The sequence below is a fragment of the Sphingomonas sp. PP-CC-1A-547 genome (assembly GCF_003610375.1).
Taxonomy (GTDB): domain Bacteria; phylum Pseudomonadota; class Alphaproteobacteria; order Sphingomonadales; family Sphingomonadaceae; genus Sphingomonas.
The window spans coordinates 98,161-114,503 of sequence record NZ_RAPZ01000010.1 but is presented as its reverse complement, the minus strand read 5'-3'; the positions used below and the strand labels follow the sequence as shown (position 1 = coordinate 114,503).

The window sequence follows — 16,343 nt, the reverse complement described above, 5'->3', positions numbered from 1 at the left end:
CTTGGCACCGGTCCGGGTTCGTCTTTCTACACGGTCACCGCAATCAGAACTTGACCGAAGCTTCCATGCCGTAGGTGCGCGGCGCGTTGAAATTGCCGTAGTCGCCCAGCACGTTGTTGACGCTGCCCGACGTGAGGTTGGTCGTCGGAGCGCCCGGCAGGCTGTTCGACGGGTCGCGGCGGAACACGTACTGCTTGTCGAACAGGTTGCGGACCCAGGCCGAGATCGTCACCGCGTTGCTGCCGCCGACGTGAATGTTCGCCAATGCGAGGCGGGCGTTGGCGATGAACGCGGGGTCGTTCTTGGTCGCGAACTGGTCGAAGGTCTGTGTGGCCTGCGAGTAGTTGCCGTCGAGGTGGAACTTCAGGTCCATGTCGCCGACCGGCATCGTGTAGTCGACCGATCCGTTGGCGGCATTGCGCGGCGTGAACACGATGTAGAAGTTCTGGTACACGCCGGTCGACGCGATCAGCACGGGCGGGATCTTCGTGTAGGTATAGGCATAGCCCGCGGTCAGCGTCAGGCCGTCGACCGGCTGCACGGTCAGGTCGGCCTCGATCCCACGGATCTTGGTGATGCCGGGCGCATTGATCGTCACCAGGTTGTTGAAGCTGCCCGACGCGGTCGTCTGGATCGAGCTGATGTCGACCTGGCTGTTCTTGCGATCCATGATGTAGCCGGCAAGGTTCAGGCGCGCACGGTGGTTCCAGAAATCGGTCTTCGCGCCGATCTCGTACGACTTCACGTCCTCGGGGTTGAACGTCTGGTAGTTGGACGTCCGCGAGCTGGCACCGCCGGCGCGGTAGCCGGTCGCGTACTTGGCATAGACGTGGACCGAGTCACTGGCGTCATAGGCGAGCGTCGCCATCGGATTGAAGCGGTTCCAGGTGGCGTCGAGCGGCGCATAGCCGGCCGCGGTCAACTGGGCCTGGGTCGCCGTGTCGTAGTTCAGGTTACGCGAGAAATGCAGCACGCCCTGCTTCTCGTCGCGCGTGTAGCGGCCACCGGCGGTCAGGTGAACGCGGTCGGTCGCGTTCCAGGTGACCTGGCCGTAGCCGGCATAGCTCTTCGAATGCACTTCGGACGCACGATCGATCGAGCGACAGCCCACGAGCGAGCCGAACCCGCCCGACCCGGTGCAGGGATCGAGCACCGAGATCGTCGTCAGCGCCGAATTGAACGCCAGCGAGTTCGGCGTCGCCGCGTCGTCGCTGATGTGCTCGTTGAAGTAATACAGCCCGGCGACGTAGTCGAACTGGCCGACCGTACCGACTGCCTGGAATTCCTGGCTGAACTGGTTCTGGTGGAGGTCGGCAAGGCTGTAGCGGCTGAAGTTGCACGCACTGCCGACGCAACCGGCGGCAACGACGGGGACGCGGTGATAGCCGCCGCTGTTGTCATACTGGGTCGCGTTCACGCCGCGCCACGCGGTGATCGAGCGGAGTTCGATCTCAGGCGCGACGTCCCAGCGGATGTTCGAGGTGAAGCCGTGCGTCTTGTCGATGCTCGGCTGCTGCGGGACGCCGATGTCGGCGACCTTCATCCGGCTGTCGCCATTGACGACGACCTGGCTGGGCAGCGGCTTCACGCTGCCGGTCAGCGAAGTGTAGTTGGTGCCCGGCAGCGCGCAAGCAGGGGACGCGGATTGCGCACCGGCCTTGCACCCGTTCGGGTTCACGTTGAGCAACTGGCTGTAGAACGGGCTGTTCGAGTCGTAGCCGTTATCGTAGCTGAAATCGGCAGTCATGCCCGAGATCGGGCGGACGCGTGCGGTCGCCTTGAAGCCGCGGCGATGATAATAATTGAAGCCGGTCTGGTCCGCGAGCGGGTTCTTGGTGGTCGCATCCTGGTGCTGGATGACGCCGTCGAGCTTCAGCGACACGCCGTACGTTTCGGGCAGGTCGACATGCAGCGTACCGTTATAGCTGCCGTAGTTCGCGATCCCGCCGGTCGCGCTGCCGCCCCATTTGCCGCTCGGGCCCTTGGTGACGATGCTGAGCGCGCCGCCTTCGGTGTTGCGACCGAACAGTGTGCCCTGCGGGCCCTTGAGCACTTCGATCCGGTCGACGTCGAACAGCGCGGCGTTCAGGCCGTGCTGGCGACCGAGATAGACACCGTCGATGTAGACGCCGACGCCCTGCTCGCGCGCGGGCTGGTTGGCGTCGAGCGGAACGATGCCGCGGATACCGATCGTCAGCGCGGACTGGCGCGCCTCGAACGTCGCGACGCGCAACGACGGCACTGCGCCGTCGGCGAGATCATACAGGCTCTGGACGTGGCGGTCGGTCAGCGCCTGGCTGCTCAGGACGTTGATCGCGATCGGCGTCTTCTGCAGGTTCGTCTCGCGCTTGGTCGCGGTGACGACGATCTCGCCGAGACCGGTCTGGTCGACGGGTTCCGCAGTGGCGGGAGCCGGATCGATCACGGGGTCTGCGGCAGTGGCAGCGGGCGCCGTATCCTTGGCGGCGGTCGGCGCGGGGGCTGCGAGCACTGGCGCCGCGATCGCGACCGTCAGGGCGGCGCCGGCCAGCAGCCGCAAGCGCAGGCTTGCTGAATTCAACATCGAGAGTTTCCCTTTTTCGGCAGTCTTTGCCTTGAAGGGCGCGATAGGCGGCGGTCGTGGCACGTCCGTTACGAATATAAGAATCGCGTGTCCGGCGATTTTAACGTTGGTTTAATGTGGGTTTATCCTCGCGCGTACGTGAGACGAGTTCAGATGACGTCGCTGTCATGTGAATGTCATGCAAAAGTAACGTCGGTGCCATGCACGGCCGCTACCGCGCCTCCCAAGCCGGCTGAAGAAGTCGGGACCACCGGGGGAATACCATGAAATCGAACCTGTCTACCCGCGTCCGCGGTCGCGTCCTGGCGCATGTGCTGCTCACCGGCTGCGCGCTGACTTCGCTGACCGCCACCAGCGCCTATGCGCGTCCCGACGCCGCGACCCCGGTCGGCGCGCCGCGTGCGCTTGGGAGCATCACCGGTACCGTGTCCCAGGCAGGCAGCGGCGACTATCTCGACGGTGCATCGGTCTCGATCCCGACGCTCGAACTGTCGACCGTGGTCGATCGCACCGGACGGTTCTCGCTGGTCGGCGTCCCCGCCGGCACGCACGAACTCGTGATCCGCTATGTCGGCTTCCCCGACGCGCACCGGACCGTGACGGTCGCCGATGCCGCCGTGACGCTCGACGTCGCGATGACCACCGAAGTCGGCGCGAATCCGGGCGAGGGCGACGAGATCGTCGTTTCCGGTTCGCGCCCGATCGCGGAGTCCGAAGCCGCTGCGCTCCAGATCCAGCGGACCAGCCCTTCGCTCGTTTCGGTCATCGCCTCCGATTCGATCGGTCGCCTCCCCGACCAGAACATCGCGCAGGCGGTCAGCCGCCTCCCCGGCGTCGGCGTCCAGCGCGACCAGGGCCAGGCGCGCTACATCACGCTGCGCGGCGCACCGATCAACTGGACCACGCTGTCGATCGACGGCATCAACGTCGTCAGCCCCGAAGGCCGCGACGCCCGCTTCGATTCCATTCCCTCGGCGATCGCCTCGCAGATCATCGTGCGCAAGGCCGTCACCCCCGACATGACCGGCGAGACGATCGCGGGCAACGTCGACATCATCACGCGTTCGGCATTCGACTATCCGGGCATGAAGGTGCAGGCCAAGGGCGGCGTGGGCCATGTCGAACTCGGCAAGAAGACCGAATATGAGGGCTCGCTCGTCATCTCCGACCGGATCGACACCGGTATCGGCGAGTTCGGCATCGTCTCGTCCGCCAGCCTGTATCGCCGCGGCATGGTCACAGACAATTTCGAGACCGACTTCGAAGCGGTCGACCGCGATCGCCGCCCCGGCTTCGAGACGCGCAACTGGGCGCGCGAGACCGAGAACAAGCTGTATCGGCTGACGCGAAAGAACTACTCGCTGTCGACCCGGCTCGACTGGCGCCCGGCGCCGGGCCACAAGCTGTTCGCGGAGTCGATCTACTCGGCGTTCCAGGACGACGAACAGCGCAACAACTACATCTTCGATCTCGACGATCAGCAGTCGCGCACGCCCAACGGCACCGCTGCCTGCACCGTCAACGCGCGCCCCGCGACCGGCACGACCGGTTACGCGGACGTGTGCACCGGCAACACGCCGCTGCTCGGCACGGTCTACGGCATCGATCTCAACTCGAACTTCACCGTACGCAAATACAAGCAGTCGGTGTTCACCAACACGGTCGGCGGCGATCACGAACTCGGCGCCTGGAACGTGAAATGGCGTGGTAACTTCACGCGTTCGATCGACGATCGCTCGCAGCCTGCACAGCTGAACTATGACAGCCCGTCGTTCGGCACCAACGGCGCGAACGCCGCCAACCGCCTGACCGTCGGCTATGACCTGACCGACCCGCAGCTCGCCAAGGTTCAGCTGTTCCGCACGATCCGCAACGCCGACGGCACCTTCTCGCGCGGCGCACAGGTAACCTCGATCGAGGACTTCCCGCGCACGCTGGCCCGCTTGCGGTCGCTGAAGGCGCAGGACGTTACCGAGGCCTATACCGCAAAGCTCGACATCAGCCGCGAGGCCTCGGTGTTCGGCGCGCAGACGGTGTTCGCGGCCGGTCTCCGCTACGACGATCGTACCAAGACCGCGAACGAGTATCTGCTCGAGCTGAGCACGCCGACCCAGTTCGCCGCGGCGGGCATTCCGACGGGGTACGCCGCCATCGCCAAGCCGGGCGGGTTCCAGGGCGAGATCCCGCTCGGCTACACCTTCCAGTATTTCGATCGGGACAAGATCCTGGCGCTGGTCGAGCAAGCCAAGGCGGTCAGCCCGTTCGTGTCCACCGACGCGAATTTCTACGATGTCGGCGAGAAGGTCTATTCCGCCTATGCGATGGCGACGACCACCACCAACTGGGGCAGCGTCATTGGCGGCGCGCGCGTCGAGCATATCCGCAACGATGCCCGTGCATTCTCGTCGCTCGGCTTGATCGACGTGAAATCGAGCCAGACGCTCGTCTATCCAAGCCTGCACGTGAACTGGGACGTCAACGATCGGATGAAGGCGCGGCTGTCGTTCAACACCGGCGCCGCACGTCCGGACTACGATCAGTTGCGCCCCAATCTGAGCATCAACGACGCGAATGCGACCATCTCTGGCGGCAACCCCGACGCGAAGCCCGAAAAGGCCAAGGGCGTCGATCTCTACGTCGAATATTACACGATGCCCCGCGGCTTCCTGTCGATCGGCGCGTACTACAAGGACGTCACCGATGTCCTGTTCGACTCGACCCGGACCTACGGCCAGACGAACCTGAACGCCGCTGGCGTCGATCGGTCGGGCTATGTCTACTCGACCATCATCAACGGCGGCAAAGGCTATATCATGGGGATCGAGGGCGCGATCCAGCAGCAGCTCGACCCCTTCACCGCCGATCTCGGCCTGCCCGACTGGATGGGCGGCTTCGGCGTCCAGCTCAACGCGACGATCAACAAGAGCCGCGCCGATACGCCGGCAACCGGCGCGATCCCGTCGCGGAAAGTTCGCCTGCCCGGCGCATCGGACGCGATCTACAATCTGATCGCCTATTACGAAAAATACGGTTTCTCGGCCCGCGTCTCCTACCAGAACCGGTCGGCGTGGCTCGATGCGATCGGTGCGGTGGCGGACGTAGGCGGCACGGTCCGCGGCGTCGACGGCGGTGACTTCTACTGGGCCAAGGACAACGAACTCGACGCGTCCGTCCGCTATGCGATCAACGGCAATGTCGAGATCTACGGCGATTTCGCCAACCTGCTGAACGGTCCGGGCCGTCGCTATGTCGGATCGTCGGCCTACACGATCGAGCATGAGACGTTCGGCCGGCGCTACACCGGCGGCGTGCGGGTGACGTTCTGATGCGCGCGCTTCCCTTTGCTGCGTTGCTGCTCGCGGGGTGTGCAACGACATCGGTCCCGGTGGCGGTCGAGGCGCCGACAGTCGCGGCAACCGCTGAGACCGATCCGGTCGACACCGCCGCCGACGCCGCGGACGATCCCGCGATCTGGCGCAACGCGAGCGATCCGGCGAAGAGTCTCGTCATCGGCACCGACAAGAAGGCCGGCATCCACGTCTACAGCCTGACCGGCAAGCGCCTCAGCTTTACCCCCGCCGCGCGGCTCAACAACGTCGACCTGCGCGATATGGGGACGCGCGTGATCGCCGCGGCCAGCGACCGGGCCGACATCGCCACCGCACATGTCTCGCTGTTCACGCTCGACACGGCGGCGGCGAGGCTCGTCCCGCTAGGCCGCTTCCCGGTCGGTCCGGGCGAGGCCTACGGCATGTGCCTCTGGACCCGCGCGCGCGATCACGCGCTGTTCGGCTTCGTCGTGTTGAAGGACGGCCGCATCGACCAGGTCGCGATCGACCTCTCCGGCGCAGCGCCCAAGGTCACGACGGTCCGCTCGATGAAGCTCGGCACCCAGTCCGAAGGCTGCGTCGTCGACGATCGCACCGGGCAGCTCTACGTCGCCGAGGAAGATGTCGGCCTCTGGCGGTTCGACGCAGACCCATCCGCGCCGGTCACTGCAACCGCGATCGCCAAGGTCGACGGCAAGACGCTGGTCGCAGACGCGGAGGGCCTAGCGCTCGCCCCGTCGGGTAGAAACGGCGGTTATCTCGTCGTGTCGAGCCAAGGCGACAACGCCTACACGCTCTACCGCCTGCCGAGCGTCACCTATGCCGGGCGTTTCCGGATCGGCGGCGGCGCGATCGACGGTACGAGCGATACCGACGGGATCGAACTGATGCTCGGCAACTTCGGCCCTGCCTACCCCCAAGGCCTGTTGGTCGCTCAGGACGGCGACAATGCGCCGGCCACGCAGAACTTCAAATACGTCAGCTGGGCCGGCGTGAAGCGCGCGCTCAAACTGCGCTGATCCTCACGACGGCGCGCCGTCGCAATAGGCGGCGACCATCGTGCGGATGTCGACCTGCGCCTTGAGGCGAGCAGCGAGCAAAGCGGTGCCGCTGATCTTGCGCTGGACGAACAGCGTGTCGATCGGCGGCAGGTGCCAGGTATCGCGGTCGCGCGCGATCTCGGTACCCTGTTCGCGCAGGACCCCGACGAACGCGCGGTCGCCGAAGTCGAATGGGCCGGGCTTGGCGAGCTCGGCGAGGATGACGTCGATCATCCGATCAACGAGTGCGCGGTGCTGGAGAACGGCCGCTTCGCCGAGGAAACCGGCGGCAATGGCCGCTTCGCGCACCGCGTCACGGTCGCCGGCGAGGGCTGCGGTAAGCAGGCGACGATAGCCTTCTCCGGTCTCGGCGGGGAGGGGGCGGGCAGCGCCAAAATCGAGCAAGACGAGCTTTTCCGTCTCGGGCTGCCAGCGGTAGTTGGCGAAGTTGGGGTCCGTCTGCATCAGCCGCCAGTCGAACAACTCGCGCAGCACGAGCGAAATCAGGTCGTGCATCACGCGGTCGCGGATGTCCTGCGGCGCGGTCTCCAGCGTCTCGACGGGCACGCCGGTAACGAAGCTCATCGCGAGAACGCGTGGCGTGGTCAGCTCCGAATAGAGCGCGGGCACGACGAACTGCGACTGATCGGCGAGCAGGTCGCCGTAGCGCACCAGCATCTGCGCCTCGCGGAGGTAATCGGCTTCCTCGTGGAGCTGCTTCTTCGCCTCGGCGAGCAACGGCGCGATGTCGAGCGACTTGGGGAGCATGCCGGACACCCGCAGCAGTGTCGCGACGTTGTCGACGTCGGCGTCGATGCTCTCCTTAACGCCGGGATACTGGACCTTGATCGCCAGTTCGGTGCCGTCGGGCAGGCGCGCGCGGTGGACCTGGCCGATCGAGGCGGCGGCGACCGGGTGCGCCTGGAAATGTGCGAAGCGGCGGCGCCAGTCCTTGCCCCATTCCGCGGCGAGCACGCGGTCGAGTTGCTGCGGCGGCATGTGGTTCGCGTTGTTGCGCAGGCGCGCGAGGATGGTGGCGAGTTCGGGAGGGAGCATGTCGCCCGCATCCATCGAGATCATCTGCCCCAGCTTCATCGCGGCACCGCGAAGGTGCGAGAGCTGGTCGGCGACGCGCGTGGCGTTGGCGGGGGTGAGGAGAAGGTCGCCGATCTTGGGGCGTTCGCCGTTGGCGAGACGGCGGGCGCCTTCGGCCACGACTCCGCCGGCGACACCGCCCGCGAGTTTGCCGAAGACGCCGAGACGGGCGAGGCGGCCACTCGGGATCGCGCGTCCGGCGCTGTTGCCGCTGTCTTCGCTCACGGGTGTTCCTTGGGTTTCTTCGGGAGAGCTCTCGGGAAGGATATGGGTGGCGGTCACGGTCGATCAATCTGAGCCCACCCTCAAGTTAACCAAGGCTACCCTTGTTCTCCCGCAAAGCTTGTTCTCCCGCGAAGGCGGGAGCCCAGACTGGATCCCCGCCTTCGCGGGGAAACAAGCTTGGCGCAGACGCACGAAACTTGATCCTCCCCTGCAAGGGGAGAATTTACGAAAAAGGGCGCCCGGATTGCTCCGCGCGCCCTCTTCCAATTCAGCGACGTGGCAAAGCCACGCCGTCGGTCGTCGCTACACGACGCCGGCCGACAGCGGATATCCGCTGCGCGGATCGGCGCGGGCGTGGTCGCGCCTCAGCCGCTGTAGTACATGTCATACTCGACCGGGCTAGGCGTCATCTCCCAGCGCGCAACCTCAGCGTACTTGATCTCGACATAGCTCTCGATCTGGTCCTTCGAGAACACGTCGCCCTTCAGCAGGAAGTCGTGGTCGGCCAGCAGGCATTCGAGCGCCTCGCGAAGCGAACCCGCGACGGTCGGGACCTGGGCGAGCTCCGCCGGCGGCAGGTCGTACAGGTTTTTGTCCATCGCTTCGCCCGGATGGATCTTGTTGAGGATGCCGTCCATGCCCGCCATCATCAGCGCCGCGTAAGCGAGATACGGGTTGGCCAGCGCGTCGGGGAAGCGCACTTCGACGCGCTTCGCCTTGGGGCCGGTGCCGTACGGAATGCGGCACGATGCCGAGCGGTTGCGCGCCGAGTAAGCGAGCAGCACCGGCGCTTCGTAGCCGGGGACGAGGCGCTTGTAGCTGTTGGTCGACGGGTTGGTGAACGCGTTGACCGCCTTGGCGTGCTTGATGATGCCGCCGATGAAATACAGGCACATGTCGCTCAGGCCCGCATAGCCGTTGCCGGCGAAAAGCGGCGTCTTGCCTTCCCAGATCGAGAAATGCGTGTGCATCCCCGAACCATTGTCCTCCTTGATCGGCTTCGGCATGAACGTCGCCGTCTTGCCGTACGCATGCGCGACCTGGTGGACGACATACTTGTAGATCTGCATGCGATCCGCGGTCTGCGTCAGCGTGCCGAACGTCAGGCCCAGCTCATGCTGTGCGGCGGCGACTTCGTGGTGATGCTTGTCGCACGGCAGGCCCATCTCGATCATCGTCGAAACCATCTCGCCGCGGATGTCGACGGCGCTGTCGACCGGCGCGACCGGGAAGTACCCACCCTTGGCGCGCGGACGGTGGCCGAGGTTGCCGCCCTCATATTCGCGACCCGAATTGCCCGGCAGCTCGATGTCGTCGATCTTGTAGTAGCTGGTCGAATAGCTGTTCTCGAAGCGGACGTCGTCGAACATGAAGAATTCGGCTTCGGGGCCGACATACACGGTGTCGCCGACGCCGGTGGTCAGCAGATACGCCTCGGCGCGCTTGGCGGTCGAGCGCGGATCGCGTGCGTAGAGCTCGCCGGTCGACGGGTCGCTGATGTCGCAGATCAGGATCATCATCGGCGTCGCCGAGAACGGATCGACATAGACCGCGTCGAGATCGGGCTTGAGCGTCATGTCGCTCTCGTTGATCGCCTTCCAGCCCTCGATCGACGAGCCGTCGAACATCAGGCCGTCGGTCAGCTCGTCTTCGCCGATCAGGCTCGCGACCATCGTCAGATGCTGCCACTTGCCCTTGGGATCGGTGAACCGCAGATCGACCCACTCGATCTCCTGGTCCTTGATCATATTGAGAACGTCGGAGGCCGAATTCGCCATGATGCTTGCCCTTCGTTTTTGAGATTTCCGCCGCGTCATGCGGGGAATCTAATTGCGGTATGGAACGGGATTTCCACACAATGTTGCGTCGCGTCAAATGACGATGTCGTCACTCGTCGTCAACGCCTCATGCGTGGGTAAGAACTATATTGCGTCGTCGTCGCGCTCGCCGGTGCGAATGCGAAGCGCGCTCTCTACCGGGATGACGAAGATCTTGCCGTCGCCGATCCGGCCGGTCTGCGCGGCGGCCGCGATCGCCTCGACGACGCGCTGAGCAAGGCCGTCCTCGACGACGACCTCGAGCTTCACTTTCGGGAGGAAGTCGACGACATATTCCGCGCCGCGATACAGTTCGGTGTGGCCCTTCTGCCGGCCGAAGCCCTTGGCCTCGGTTACGGTGATGCCGCTCACGCCGATCTCGTGCAGCGCTTCCTTCACCTCATCCAGCTTGAACGGCTTGATGATGGCTTCGATCTTTTTCACAGGTACGCCCCCGATTGTTGAAACCCTCGCCCTTGCGAGCGAGCCGTCCGCCCTGAAGGGCGACTTGCACCAAGCGTGCCAGCCGCGGCGCCCTCGGGCAACCGCGGAATATCGTTCATTTCACTGCCCGAAATTGCGGCACCTGGACGGTGCGTGCGCAATGTAAGGGCAGGCGAGCCGATCACAGGATCTCGTGCAGCCGCGCGATCGGGCGGCCGAGCCTGACGCCCTTGTCGGTCTCGACCAGTGGGCGCTCGATCAACAGCGGATCGATCATCATCGCATCGAGGATCGCCTCGGCGTTGCCGTGCTTGACCGCCTTGGCGCCGTCCTCGGCCATGCGAAGCCCCTGGCGCGGCGTCATGCCCGCGCGGTCGTACAGGCGGACGAGTTCCGCGCGGGATGGAGGGTTCTTGAGGTATTCGACGATCGTGACGTCCGCTCCTGCCTCTTGCAGCAGCGCGAGCGCCTCGCGGGACTTGGAGCAACGCGGGTTGTGGTAGATCGTCGCCTTCACGAATGCTCCGTCATCTCGAACTAGCCCCGGCCTGGACGGAGGTCTTACCCACTTCTTGTTCTCCCGCGAAGGCGGGAGCCCAGTCTAGGCTCCAGCCTTCGCGGGAGAACAAGCTTAGTACCGTGGGGAAGTTACGCCCCCTGCTTGGCCAACCACTCTTCCAGCCACTTGATCGTGTACGCGCCTTCCTGGAACTCAGGATCGTCGAGCAGCGCACGGTGCAGCGGGATCGTCGTCGTGACGCCCTCGATCACCATCTCCTCGAGCGCACGCCGCAACCGGCGCAGCGCGCCCTGCCGAGTCGTCCCGTAAACGATTAGCTTGGCGATCATCGAGTCGTAATAAGGCGGCACGCGATAGCCGGCATACAGCCCGCTATCGACGCGCACGTGCATCCCGCCCGGTGCGTGATACACCTTCACCAGCCCCGGCGACGGCGCGAACGTGCGCGGGTCCTCGGCGTTGATGCGGCATTCGATGGCATGGCCGCGGAACTGGACGTCTTCCTGGCGGAGCGTCAGCGGATGACCCTCGGCCACCCGGATCTGCTCGCGAACCAGGTCCAGCCCGGTGATCATCTCGGTCACCGGATGCTCGACCTGGAGCCGGGTGTTCATCTCGATGAAGTAGAATTCGCCCGCTTCCCACAGGAACTCGATCGTCCCCGCGCCGCGATAGCCCATGTCGGCCATCGCCTTGGCGACGATCCCACCCATCCGCTCGCGCTCTTCCGCGGTGATGATCGGCGAGGGCGCTTCCTCAAGCACCTTCTGGTGGCGGCGCTGCAACGAGCAATCGCGCTCACCGAGATGGATCGCATTGCCGTTGCCGTCGCCAAAGATCTGGAATTCGATATGCCGCGGATTGCCGAGGTATTTTTCCATGTAGACGGTGGCGTCGCCGAACGCGGCCTTCGCCTCGCTGCCGGCCTGCTGCATCTGCGTTTCGAGATCGTCGGCGTTGTTGACGACCTTCATCCCGCGACCGCCGCCGCCGCTAGCGGCCTTAATGATCACCGGATAGCCGATGTCCTCGGCGATGCGCTTCGCCTCGGCGATGTCGCTGATCGCACCGTCCGAACCGGGGACGAGCGGCAGCCCGAGAGCGCCCGCGGTGCGCTTGGCCTGGACCTTGTCGCCCATCGTCCGGATGTGCTCGGGCTTAGGCCCGACGAACAGGATGTTGTGCAGTTCGACGATCTCGGCAAACTGCGCATTCTCGCTGAGGAAGCCGTAGCCCGGATGAATCGCGTCTGCGCCGGAGATTTCGGCGGCCGAGATGATGTTCGGGATGTTCAGATAGCTGTCCGCGGCGGACGGCGGTCCGATGCAGATCGCCTCGTCGGCGAGCCGCACGTGCATCGCGTCGGCGTCGGCGGTCGAGTGCACCGCGACCGTCTTGATGCCCATCTCATGGCAGGCGCGGTGAATCCGCAGCGCGATCTCGCCGCGATTCGCAATGAGCAGCTTCTTGATTTGCGGCATTATTCCACCACGACCAGCGGCTGGTCGAACTCGACCGGCTGGCCGTTCTCGACCAGGATCGCGGTCACGGTGCCGGCCGACGGCGCGACGATCGTGTTCATCACCTTCATCGCCTCGATGATCAGCAGCGTGTCGCCGGCCGCGACCTTCTGGCCGACGGTCGAGAACGGCTTCGCCTCGGGGTTGGCGGCGAGATAGACGGTGCCGACCATCGGGGATTTGACCGCGCTCGCGCTGATCGCTGGGGCGGACGCGCCGACTTCGGCCTGCGGGATCGACAGCGGTGCCGAGACGGGGGCCGGGGCGGGCGGCGCGTAATGCGCGACGGGTGCAGCCTGGGCGGCCTTGCGCGCGACGCGAATCCGGCGCGAGCCGTCCTCGACCTCGATCTCGGTCAGCTGCGTGGTGTCGAGCAGTTCGGCGAGCTGGCGCACCAGGGTCACATCGACCTGCATGGCGCCTGTTGTTTCTGGTGTATCGTTCATGGCGGGGCCTCCTGTCAGAACCGTGCGACGGCTTCAAGCGCGAGCAGATACGAAAGCGCGCCGAAACCCGCGATCGTACCCTTCGCCGCCTGACCGACCAGGCTCACATGCCTGAACGATTCACGCTTGTGGGGATTGGAAAGATGCACTTCGATCACCGGCGTCTTCACGCCCTTGATCGCGTCGTGCACCGCAACCGAGGTGTGCGTGAATGCGCCCGCGTTGAGGATCACGGCCTTGGCACCGCGCGCCTGCGCCTCCTGAATCCAGTCGACGAGGTGCCCCTCGTGATTCGACTGGCGCATGTCGATCTCCAGATCGAGCTCGCGGGCGCGGTCCTCCAGCATCCCGGCGATGTCGTCGAGCGTCTCGTCGCCATAGATTTCCGGCTCGCGCGTTCCCAGCAGGTTGAGGTTGGGGCCGTTCAGGACGAATATCGTATCGGGCAAGGGCGGCCTTTCGGTTACGGGTCGGTTGCGGGTGCTGCGGAGCGGTCTCTATATGCGCGTCACGCCATTCCTTACAGGCCCGTCTCGCGACAAGTCGAGCCGCGCCTTCGCTATATAGTGGATCACGCACCATGCCCCATTCCGATGGCACCGTCTCGATCACCGTCAACGGCGAGCACAAGCGCGTCTCCGCCGGGCTCTCGCTGGCCGGACTCGCGACCGAACTCGGCCTCGTACCCGAGAAGATCGCGGTCGAGCGGAATATGGAAGTCGTGCCGCGCTCGACCTTGGCCAACGTGATGGTCGAGGACGGCGACGATCTCGAGATCGTGCATTTCGTCGGTGGTGGCGACCATGAGGACAGCTGGACGGTTGCCGGCCAGACCTTCAAGTCGCGGCTGATCGTCGGCACCGGCAAGTACAAGGACTTCGCGCAGAACGCCGCCGCGGTCGAGGCGTCTGGCGCGCAGATCGTCACGGTCGCCGTCCGCCGCGTCAACGTGTCAGATCGCAACGCGCCGATGCTGACCGACTTCATCGACCCGAAGAAGATCACCTACCTCCCCAACACCGCCGGCTGCTTCGACGCCGAGTCGGCGATTCGCACGCTGCGACTGGCGCGCGAGGCGGGTGGCTGGGAGTTGGTGAAGCTCGAAGTCCTCGGCGAGGCGAAGACGCTCTATCCCGACATGATCGAGACACTGCGCGCGACCGAGATCCTGGCGAACGAGGGCTTCAAGCCGATGGTCTATTGCGTCGACGATCCGATCGCCACCAAGCGCCTCGAGAACGCCGGCGCGGTCGCGATCATGCCGCTGGGCGCGCCGATCGGTTCGGGGCTAGGCATCCAGAACCGCGTGACGATCCGGCTGATCGTCGAGGGGGCAGGGGTGCCCGTACTGGTCGACGCCGGCGTGGGCACCGCGTCGGATGCGGCGGTGGCGATGGAGCTGGGCTGCGACGGCGTGCTGATGAACACCGCGATCGCCGAGGCGAAGGACCCGTTGATGATGGCGGCGGCGATGAAGGCGGCGGTCGAATCGGGGCGGCTCGCGTATCGCGCGGGGCGGATGGGCCAGCGCCGCTATGCCGATCCGTCGAGCCCGCTGGCGGGGTTGATTTGACCCGCCTGATCGCAAAGCAGGTCATGACGCAAACGTCACGGAACCCTCGGTAAAGACGGCCGTTATACCAGAGCAAGTTCAAGCGGCCCGGTTGGCGGGCCCGCAAAGCAAGTGGAGGCTCTGATGGGCGAGTTCACCGACAAGGTCGCAGCAGCAGGCAACAAGGTTGCAGGCAACGTCAAGGAAGCCGTCGGTAAGGCGACCGACAACGAGAAGCTGGTAGCCGAAGGCGAAGCGCAGCAGGCTAAGGGCACTGCGCAGAACGTCAAGGGCAGCGTCAAAGGCGCACTCGGCGACGACATCTAAGCTTTAGCTTGATGCAGGAATACAGGCCGCTTCGGGAAACCGAGGCGGCCTTTTCTTTGTGTGATAGGTTTTTGCTGCCGCCATTATCAGAACTGCCTCCACCCCGGCGAAGGCCGGGGCCCAATTGGGGAACGATGCTCATTAAGGGCAGCGCGTCGTTACCTCTGACATGCCAGTTGGGCCCCGGCCTTCGCCGGGGTGGTGCAGAGAGCCGAATCAAATCGCCTTGCCCAACCCGCCAACCTCCCTCACGAGCACCCGCATGACTCTCCCGACCCGCAGCTACGCCGCATTCCTGTTCGACATGGACGGCACGATCCTCACATCGATCGCATCCGCCGAGAGGACCTGGACGAAGTGGGCGATCGCACACGGCCTCGACGCCGCGACGTTCGTGCCGACGATCCACGGCGTGCAATCGGTCGAGACGGTCCGGCGCCTCAACCTCCCCGGCGTCGACCCGGTCGCCGAGGCCGCCGCGATTACCGCCGCCGAAATGCTCGACGTCGGAGACGTCGAGCCGATCGCCGGTGCCGCCGCATTCCTAGCCAGCTTGCCCCCGGAGCGCTGGACGATCGTCACGTCTGCCCCTCGGGCGCTAGCGGAAGTCCGCCTCAAGGCCGCCGGCCTGCCGATCCCCGCGACGATGATTGCCGCCGACGACATCCCCAACGGCAAGCCCGCACCAGACTGTTTCCTGGTCGCAGCCGAACGACTCGGCGTCTCGGCGAGCGATTGCCTGGTGTTCGAAGATGCCCCTGCCGGCATCACGGCCGGCGAGGCAGCGGGTGCGGATGTCCTGGTGATCACGGCGACCCATGGAACGAGCCACCGGCTCGATACGCGTTATCCGCGGATAGACGATTATCTGGACGTGACCGCCACGATCACTTCAGACGGTCGACTGGCTGTTACGTCTCGCTGACCGGCACGAACGACCGGCTCAATCCGCATCACCAGATCGCTGCGCCCGCGCGATAAGTTCATCAAGCGCTGCCTCATCCAGCCGACCCGCCGTGCGCAACGCCGCTTCGGGCGTCATCGCGATGACTGCCCCGTCCGGCCCGTCGATCACGACCTCGCCATCTTCATGGAAGACGTCGCGGGGTTCGGTATGCGGACTAGTCATCGCGCTCTCCTGATCTTTCAGGACAAACGTCAGTGAGGACGGATAGGTCCGTTATGCTGACCGACCATGGTCAGCCAGCGACAGATCGCTGCGCCCGCGCGATAAGTTCATCAAGCGCTGCCTCATCCAGCCGACCCGCCGTGCGCAACGCCGCTTCGGGCGTCATCGCGATGACTGCCCCGTCCGGCCCGTCGATCACGACCTCGCCATCTTCATGGAAGACGTCGCGGGGTTCGGCATGCGGACTAGTCATCGCGCTCTCCTGATCTTTCAGGACAAACGTCAGTGAGGACGGATAGGTCCGTTATGCTGACCGACCATGGTCAGCCAGCGACC

At 65.1% G+C, this 16,343-nt stretch carries 15 protein-coding genes; 5 read left to right on the top strand and 10 right to left on the bottom strand.

What is annotated here, in order from left to right:
• Nucleotides 1–43: 43 nt before the first annotated feature.
• Nucleotides 44–2,563 (bottom strand): TonB-dependent receptor, encoded by a 2,520-nt coding sequence (locus C8J39_RS01220; protein WP_120299652.1) that lies wholly within the window; start codon nucleotides 2,561–2,563, stop codon nucleotides 44–46.
• A gap of 263 nt (nucleotides 2,564–2,826) precedes the next feature.
• Here C8J39_RS01220 and C8J39_RS01215 point away from each other — a divergent pair, with 263 nt between their 5' ends.
• Both C8J39_RS01215 and C8J39_RS01210 read left to right on the top strand, forming a co-directional pair.
• A complete protein-coding gene (locus C8J39_RS01215; RefSeq protein ID WP_120298989.1) occupies nucleotides 2,827–5,889 on the top strand; it encodes a TonB-dependent receptor in 3,063 nt (1,020 codons plus the stop codon).
• Complete coding sequence (locus tag C8J39_RS01210) at nucleotides 5,889–6,911, top strand: phytase (RefSeq protein WP_120298988.1); 1,023 nt, start codon at nucleotides 5,889–5,891, stop codon at nucleotides 6,909–6,911. The genes C8J39_RS01215 and C8J39_RS01210 overlap by 1 nt, the downstream gene beginning before the upstream one ends.
• 3 nt (nucleotides 6,912–6,914) lie before the next feature.
• Here C8J39_RS01210 and C8J39_RS01205 read toward each other — a convergent pair whose 3' ends face one another.
• The 7 genes from C8J39_RS01205 to aroQ form a co-directional block, all read right to left on the bottom strand.
• On the bottom strand, nucleotides 6,915–8,252 hold the full coding sequence (locus tag C8J39_RS01205; protein WP_120298987.1) for an AarF/ABC1/UbiB kinase family protein: 1,338 nt from the start codon (nucleotides 8,250–8,252) through the stop codon (nucleotides 6,915–6,917).
• Between the two features lie 365 nt (nucleotides 8,253–8,617).
• Nucleotides 8,618–10,030: a type I glutamate--ammonia ligase gene (gene glnA / locus C8J39_RS01200; protein ID WP_056062965.1), complete on the bottom strand. Its 1,413-nt coding sequence runs from the start codon at nucleotides 10,028–10,030 to the stop codon at nucleotides 8,618–8,620.
• Between the two features lie 144 nt (nucleotides 10,031–10,174).
• Complete coding sequence (locus C8J39_RS01195) at nucleotides 10,175–10,513, bottom strand: P-II family nitrogen regulator (RefSeq protein ID WP_055875939.1); 339 nt, start codon at nucleotides 10,511–10,513, stop codon at nucleotides 10,175–10,177.
• Nucleotides 10,514–10,694: 181 nt separating this feature from the next.
• Nucleotides 10,695–11,030 (bottom strand): arsenate reductase family protein, encoded by a 336-nt coding sequence (locus C8J39_RS01190; protein WP_120298986.1) that lies wholly within the window; start codon nucleotides 11,028–11,030, stop codon nucleotides 10,695–10,697.
• A gap of 131 nt (nucleotides 11,031–11,161) precedes the next feature.
• Nucleotides 11,162–12,514: an acetyl-CoA carboxylase biotin carboxylase subunit gene (accC, locus tag C8J39_RS01185; protein ID WP_120298985.1), complete on the bottom strand. Its 1,353-nt coding sequence runs from the start codon at nucleotides 12,512–12,514 to the stop codon at nucleotides 11,162–11,164.
• Nucleotides 12,514–12,999 (bottom strand): acetyl-CoA carboxylase biotin carboxyl carrier protein, encoded by a 486-nt coding sequence (accB, locus tag C8J39_RS01180; protein ID WP_120298984.1) that lies wholly within the window; start codon nucleotides 12,997–12,999, stop codon nucleotides 12,514–12,516. The genes accC and accB overlap by 1 nt, the downstream gene beginning before the upstream one ends.
• 14 nt (nucleotides 13,000–13,013) lie before the next feature.
• A complete protein-coding gene (gene aroQ, locus C8J39_RS01175; protein WP_056062978.1) occupies nucleotides 13,014–13,448 on the bottom strand; it encodes a type II 3-dehydroquinate dehydratase in 435 nt (144 codons plus the stop codon).
• A 131-nt stretch (nucleotides 13,449–13,579) separates the two neighbouring features.
• Between aroQ and thiS the strand changes: the two genes are divergently transcribed.
• The 3 genes from thiS to C8J39_RS01160 all read left to right on the top strand — a co-directional run bounded on the left by thiS (nucleotide 13,580) and on the right by C8J39_RS01160 (nucleotide 15,803).
• Nucleotides 13,580–14,572 carry a sulfur carrier protein ThiS gene (thiS, locus tag C8J39_RS01170; RefSeq protein WP_120298983.1) on the top strand — a complete coding sequence of 331 codons (993 nt, stop codon included), beginning with the start codon at nucleotides 13,580–13,582 and terminating at the stop codon, nucleotides 14,570–14,572.
• Nucleotides 14,573–14,695: 123 nt separating this feature from the next.
• The gene (locus C8J39_RS01165; RefSeq protein WP_056050734.1) at nucleotides 14,696–14,878 is read left to right on the top strand and encodes a CsbD family protein; all 183 of its coding nucleotides are present in this window, start codon (nucleotides 14,696–14,698) and stop codon (nucleotides 14,876–14,878) included.
• Nucleotides 14,879–15,140: 262 nt separating this feature from the next.
• Nucleotides 15,141–15,803, top strand: coding sequence for an HAD-IA family hydrolase (locus tag C8J39_RS01160; protein WP_120298982.1), 663 nt, complete (start codon nucleotides 15,141–15,143; stop codon nucleotides 15,801–15,803).
• A gap of 18 nt (nucleotides 15,804–15,821) precedes the next feature.
• Here the strand turns inward: C8J39_RS01160 and C8J39_RS01155 are convergent, their stop codons facing one another.
• Together C8J39_RS01155 and C8J39_RS01150 are read right to left on the bottom strand one after the other, a co-directional pair.
• Nucleotides 15,822–16,007, bottom strand: a complete 186-nt coding sequence (locus C8J39_RS01155; RefSeq protein ID WP_120298981.1) for a hypothetical protein — start codon at nucleotides 16,005–16,007, stop codon at nucleotides 15,822–15,824.
• Nucleotides 16,008–16,077: 70 nt separating this feature from the next.
• Nucleotides 16,078–16,260 carry a hypothetical protein gene (locus C8J39_RS01150; RefSeq protein ID WP_120298980.1) on the bottom strand — a complete coding sequence of 61 codons (183 nt, stop codon included), beginning with the start codon at nucleotides 16,258–16,260 and terminating at the stop codon, nucleotides 16,078–16,080.
• Nucleotides 16,261–16,343 lie beyond the last annotated feature (83 nt).

Excerpts from the sequence above, each read along its gene's own strand:
- C8J39_RS01160 (WP_120298982.1), top strand. The coding sequence starts at position 15,141 with ATGACTCTCCCGACCCGCAGCTACGCCGCATTCCTGTTCGACATGGAC.
- C8J39_RS01220 (WP_120299652.1), bottom strand. The coding sequence starts at position 2,563 with ATGTTGAATTCAGCAAGCCTGCGCTTGCGGCTGCTGGCCGGCGCCGCC.
- C8J39_RS01165 (WP_056050734.1), top strand. The coding sequence starts at position 14,696 with ATGGGCGAGTTCACCGACAAGGTCGCAGCAGCAGGCAACAAGGTTGCA.
- accB (WP_120298984.1), bottom strand. The coding sequence starts at position 12,999 with ATGAACGATACACCAGAAACAACAGGCGCCATGCAGGTCGATGTGACC.
- C8J39_RS01150 (WP_120298980.1), bottom strand. The coding sequence starts at position 16,260 with ATGACTAGTCCGCATGCCGAACCCCGCGACGTCTTCCATGAAGATGGC.
- accC (WP_120298985.1), bottom strand. The coding sequence starts at position 12,514 with ATGCCGCAAATCAAGAAGCTGCTCATTGCGAATCGCGGCGAGATCGCG.
- C8J39_RS01215 (WP_120298989.1), top strand. The coding sequence starts at position 2,827 with ATGAAATCGAACCTGTCTACCCGCGTCCGCGGTCGCGTCCTGGCGCAT.
- C8J39_RS01155 (WP_120298981.1), bottom strand. The coding sequence starts at position 16,007 with ATGACTAGTCCGCATACCGAACCCCGCGACGTCTTCCATGAAGATGGC.
- C8J39_RS01210 (WP_120298988.1), top strand. The coding sequence starts at position 5,889 with ATGCGCGCGCTTCCCTTTGCTGCGTTGCTGCTCGCGGGGTGTGCAACG.
- glnA (WP_056062965.1), bottom strand. The coding sequence starts at position 10,030 with ATGGCGAATTCGGCCTCCGACGTTCTCAATATGATCAAGGACCAGGAG.
- thiS (WP_120298983.1), top strand. The coding sequence starts at position 13,580 with ATGCCCCATTCCGATGGCACCGTCTCGATCACCGTCAACGGCGAGCAC.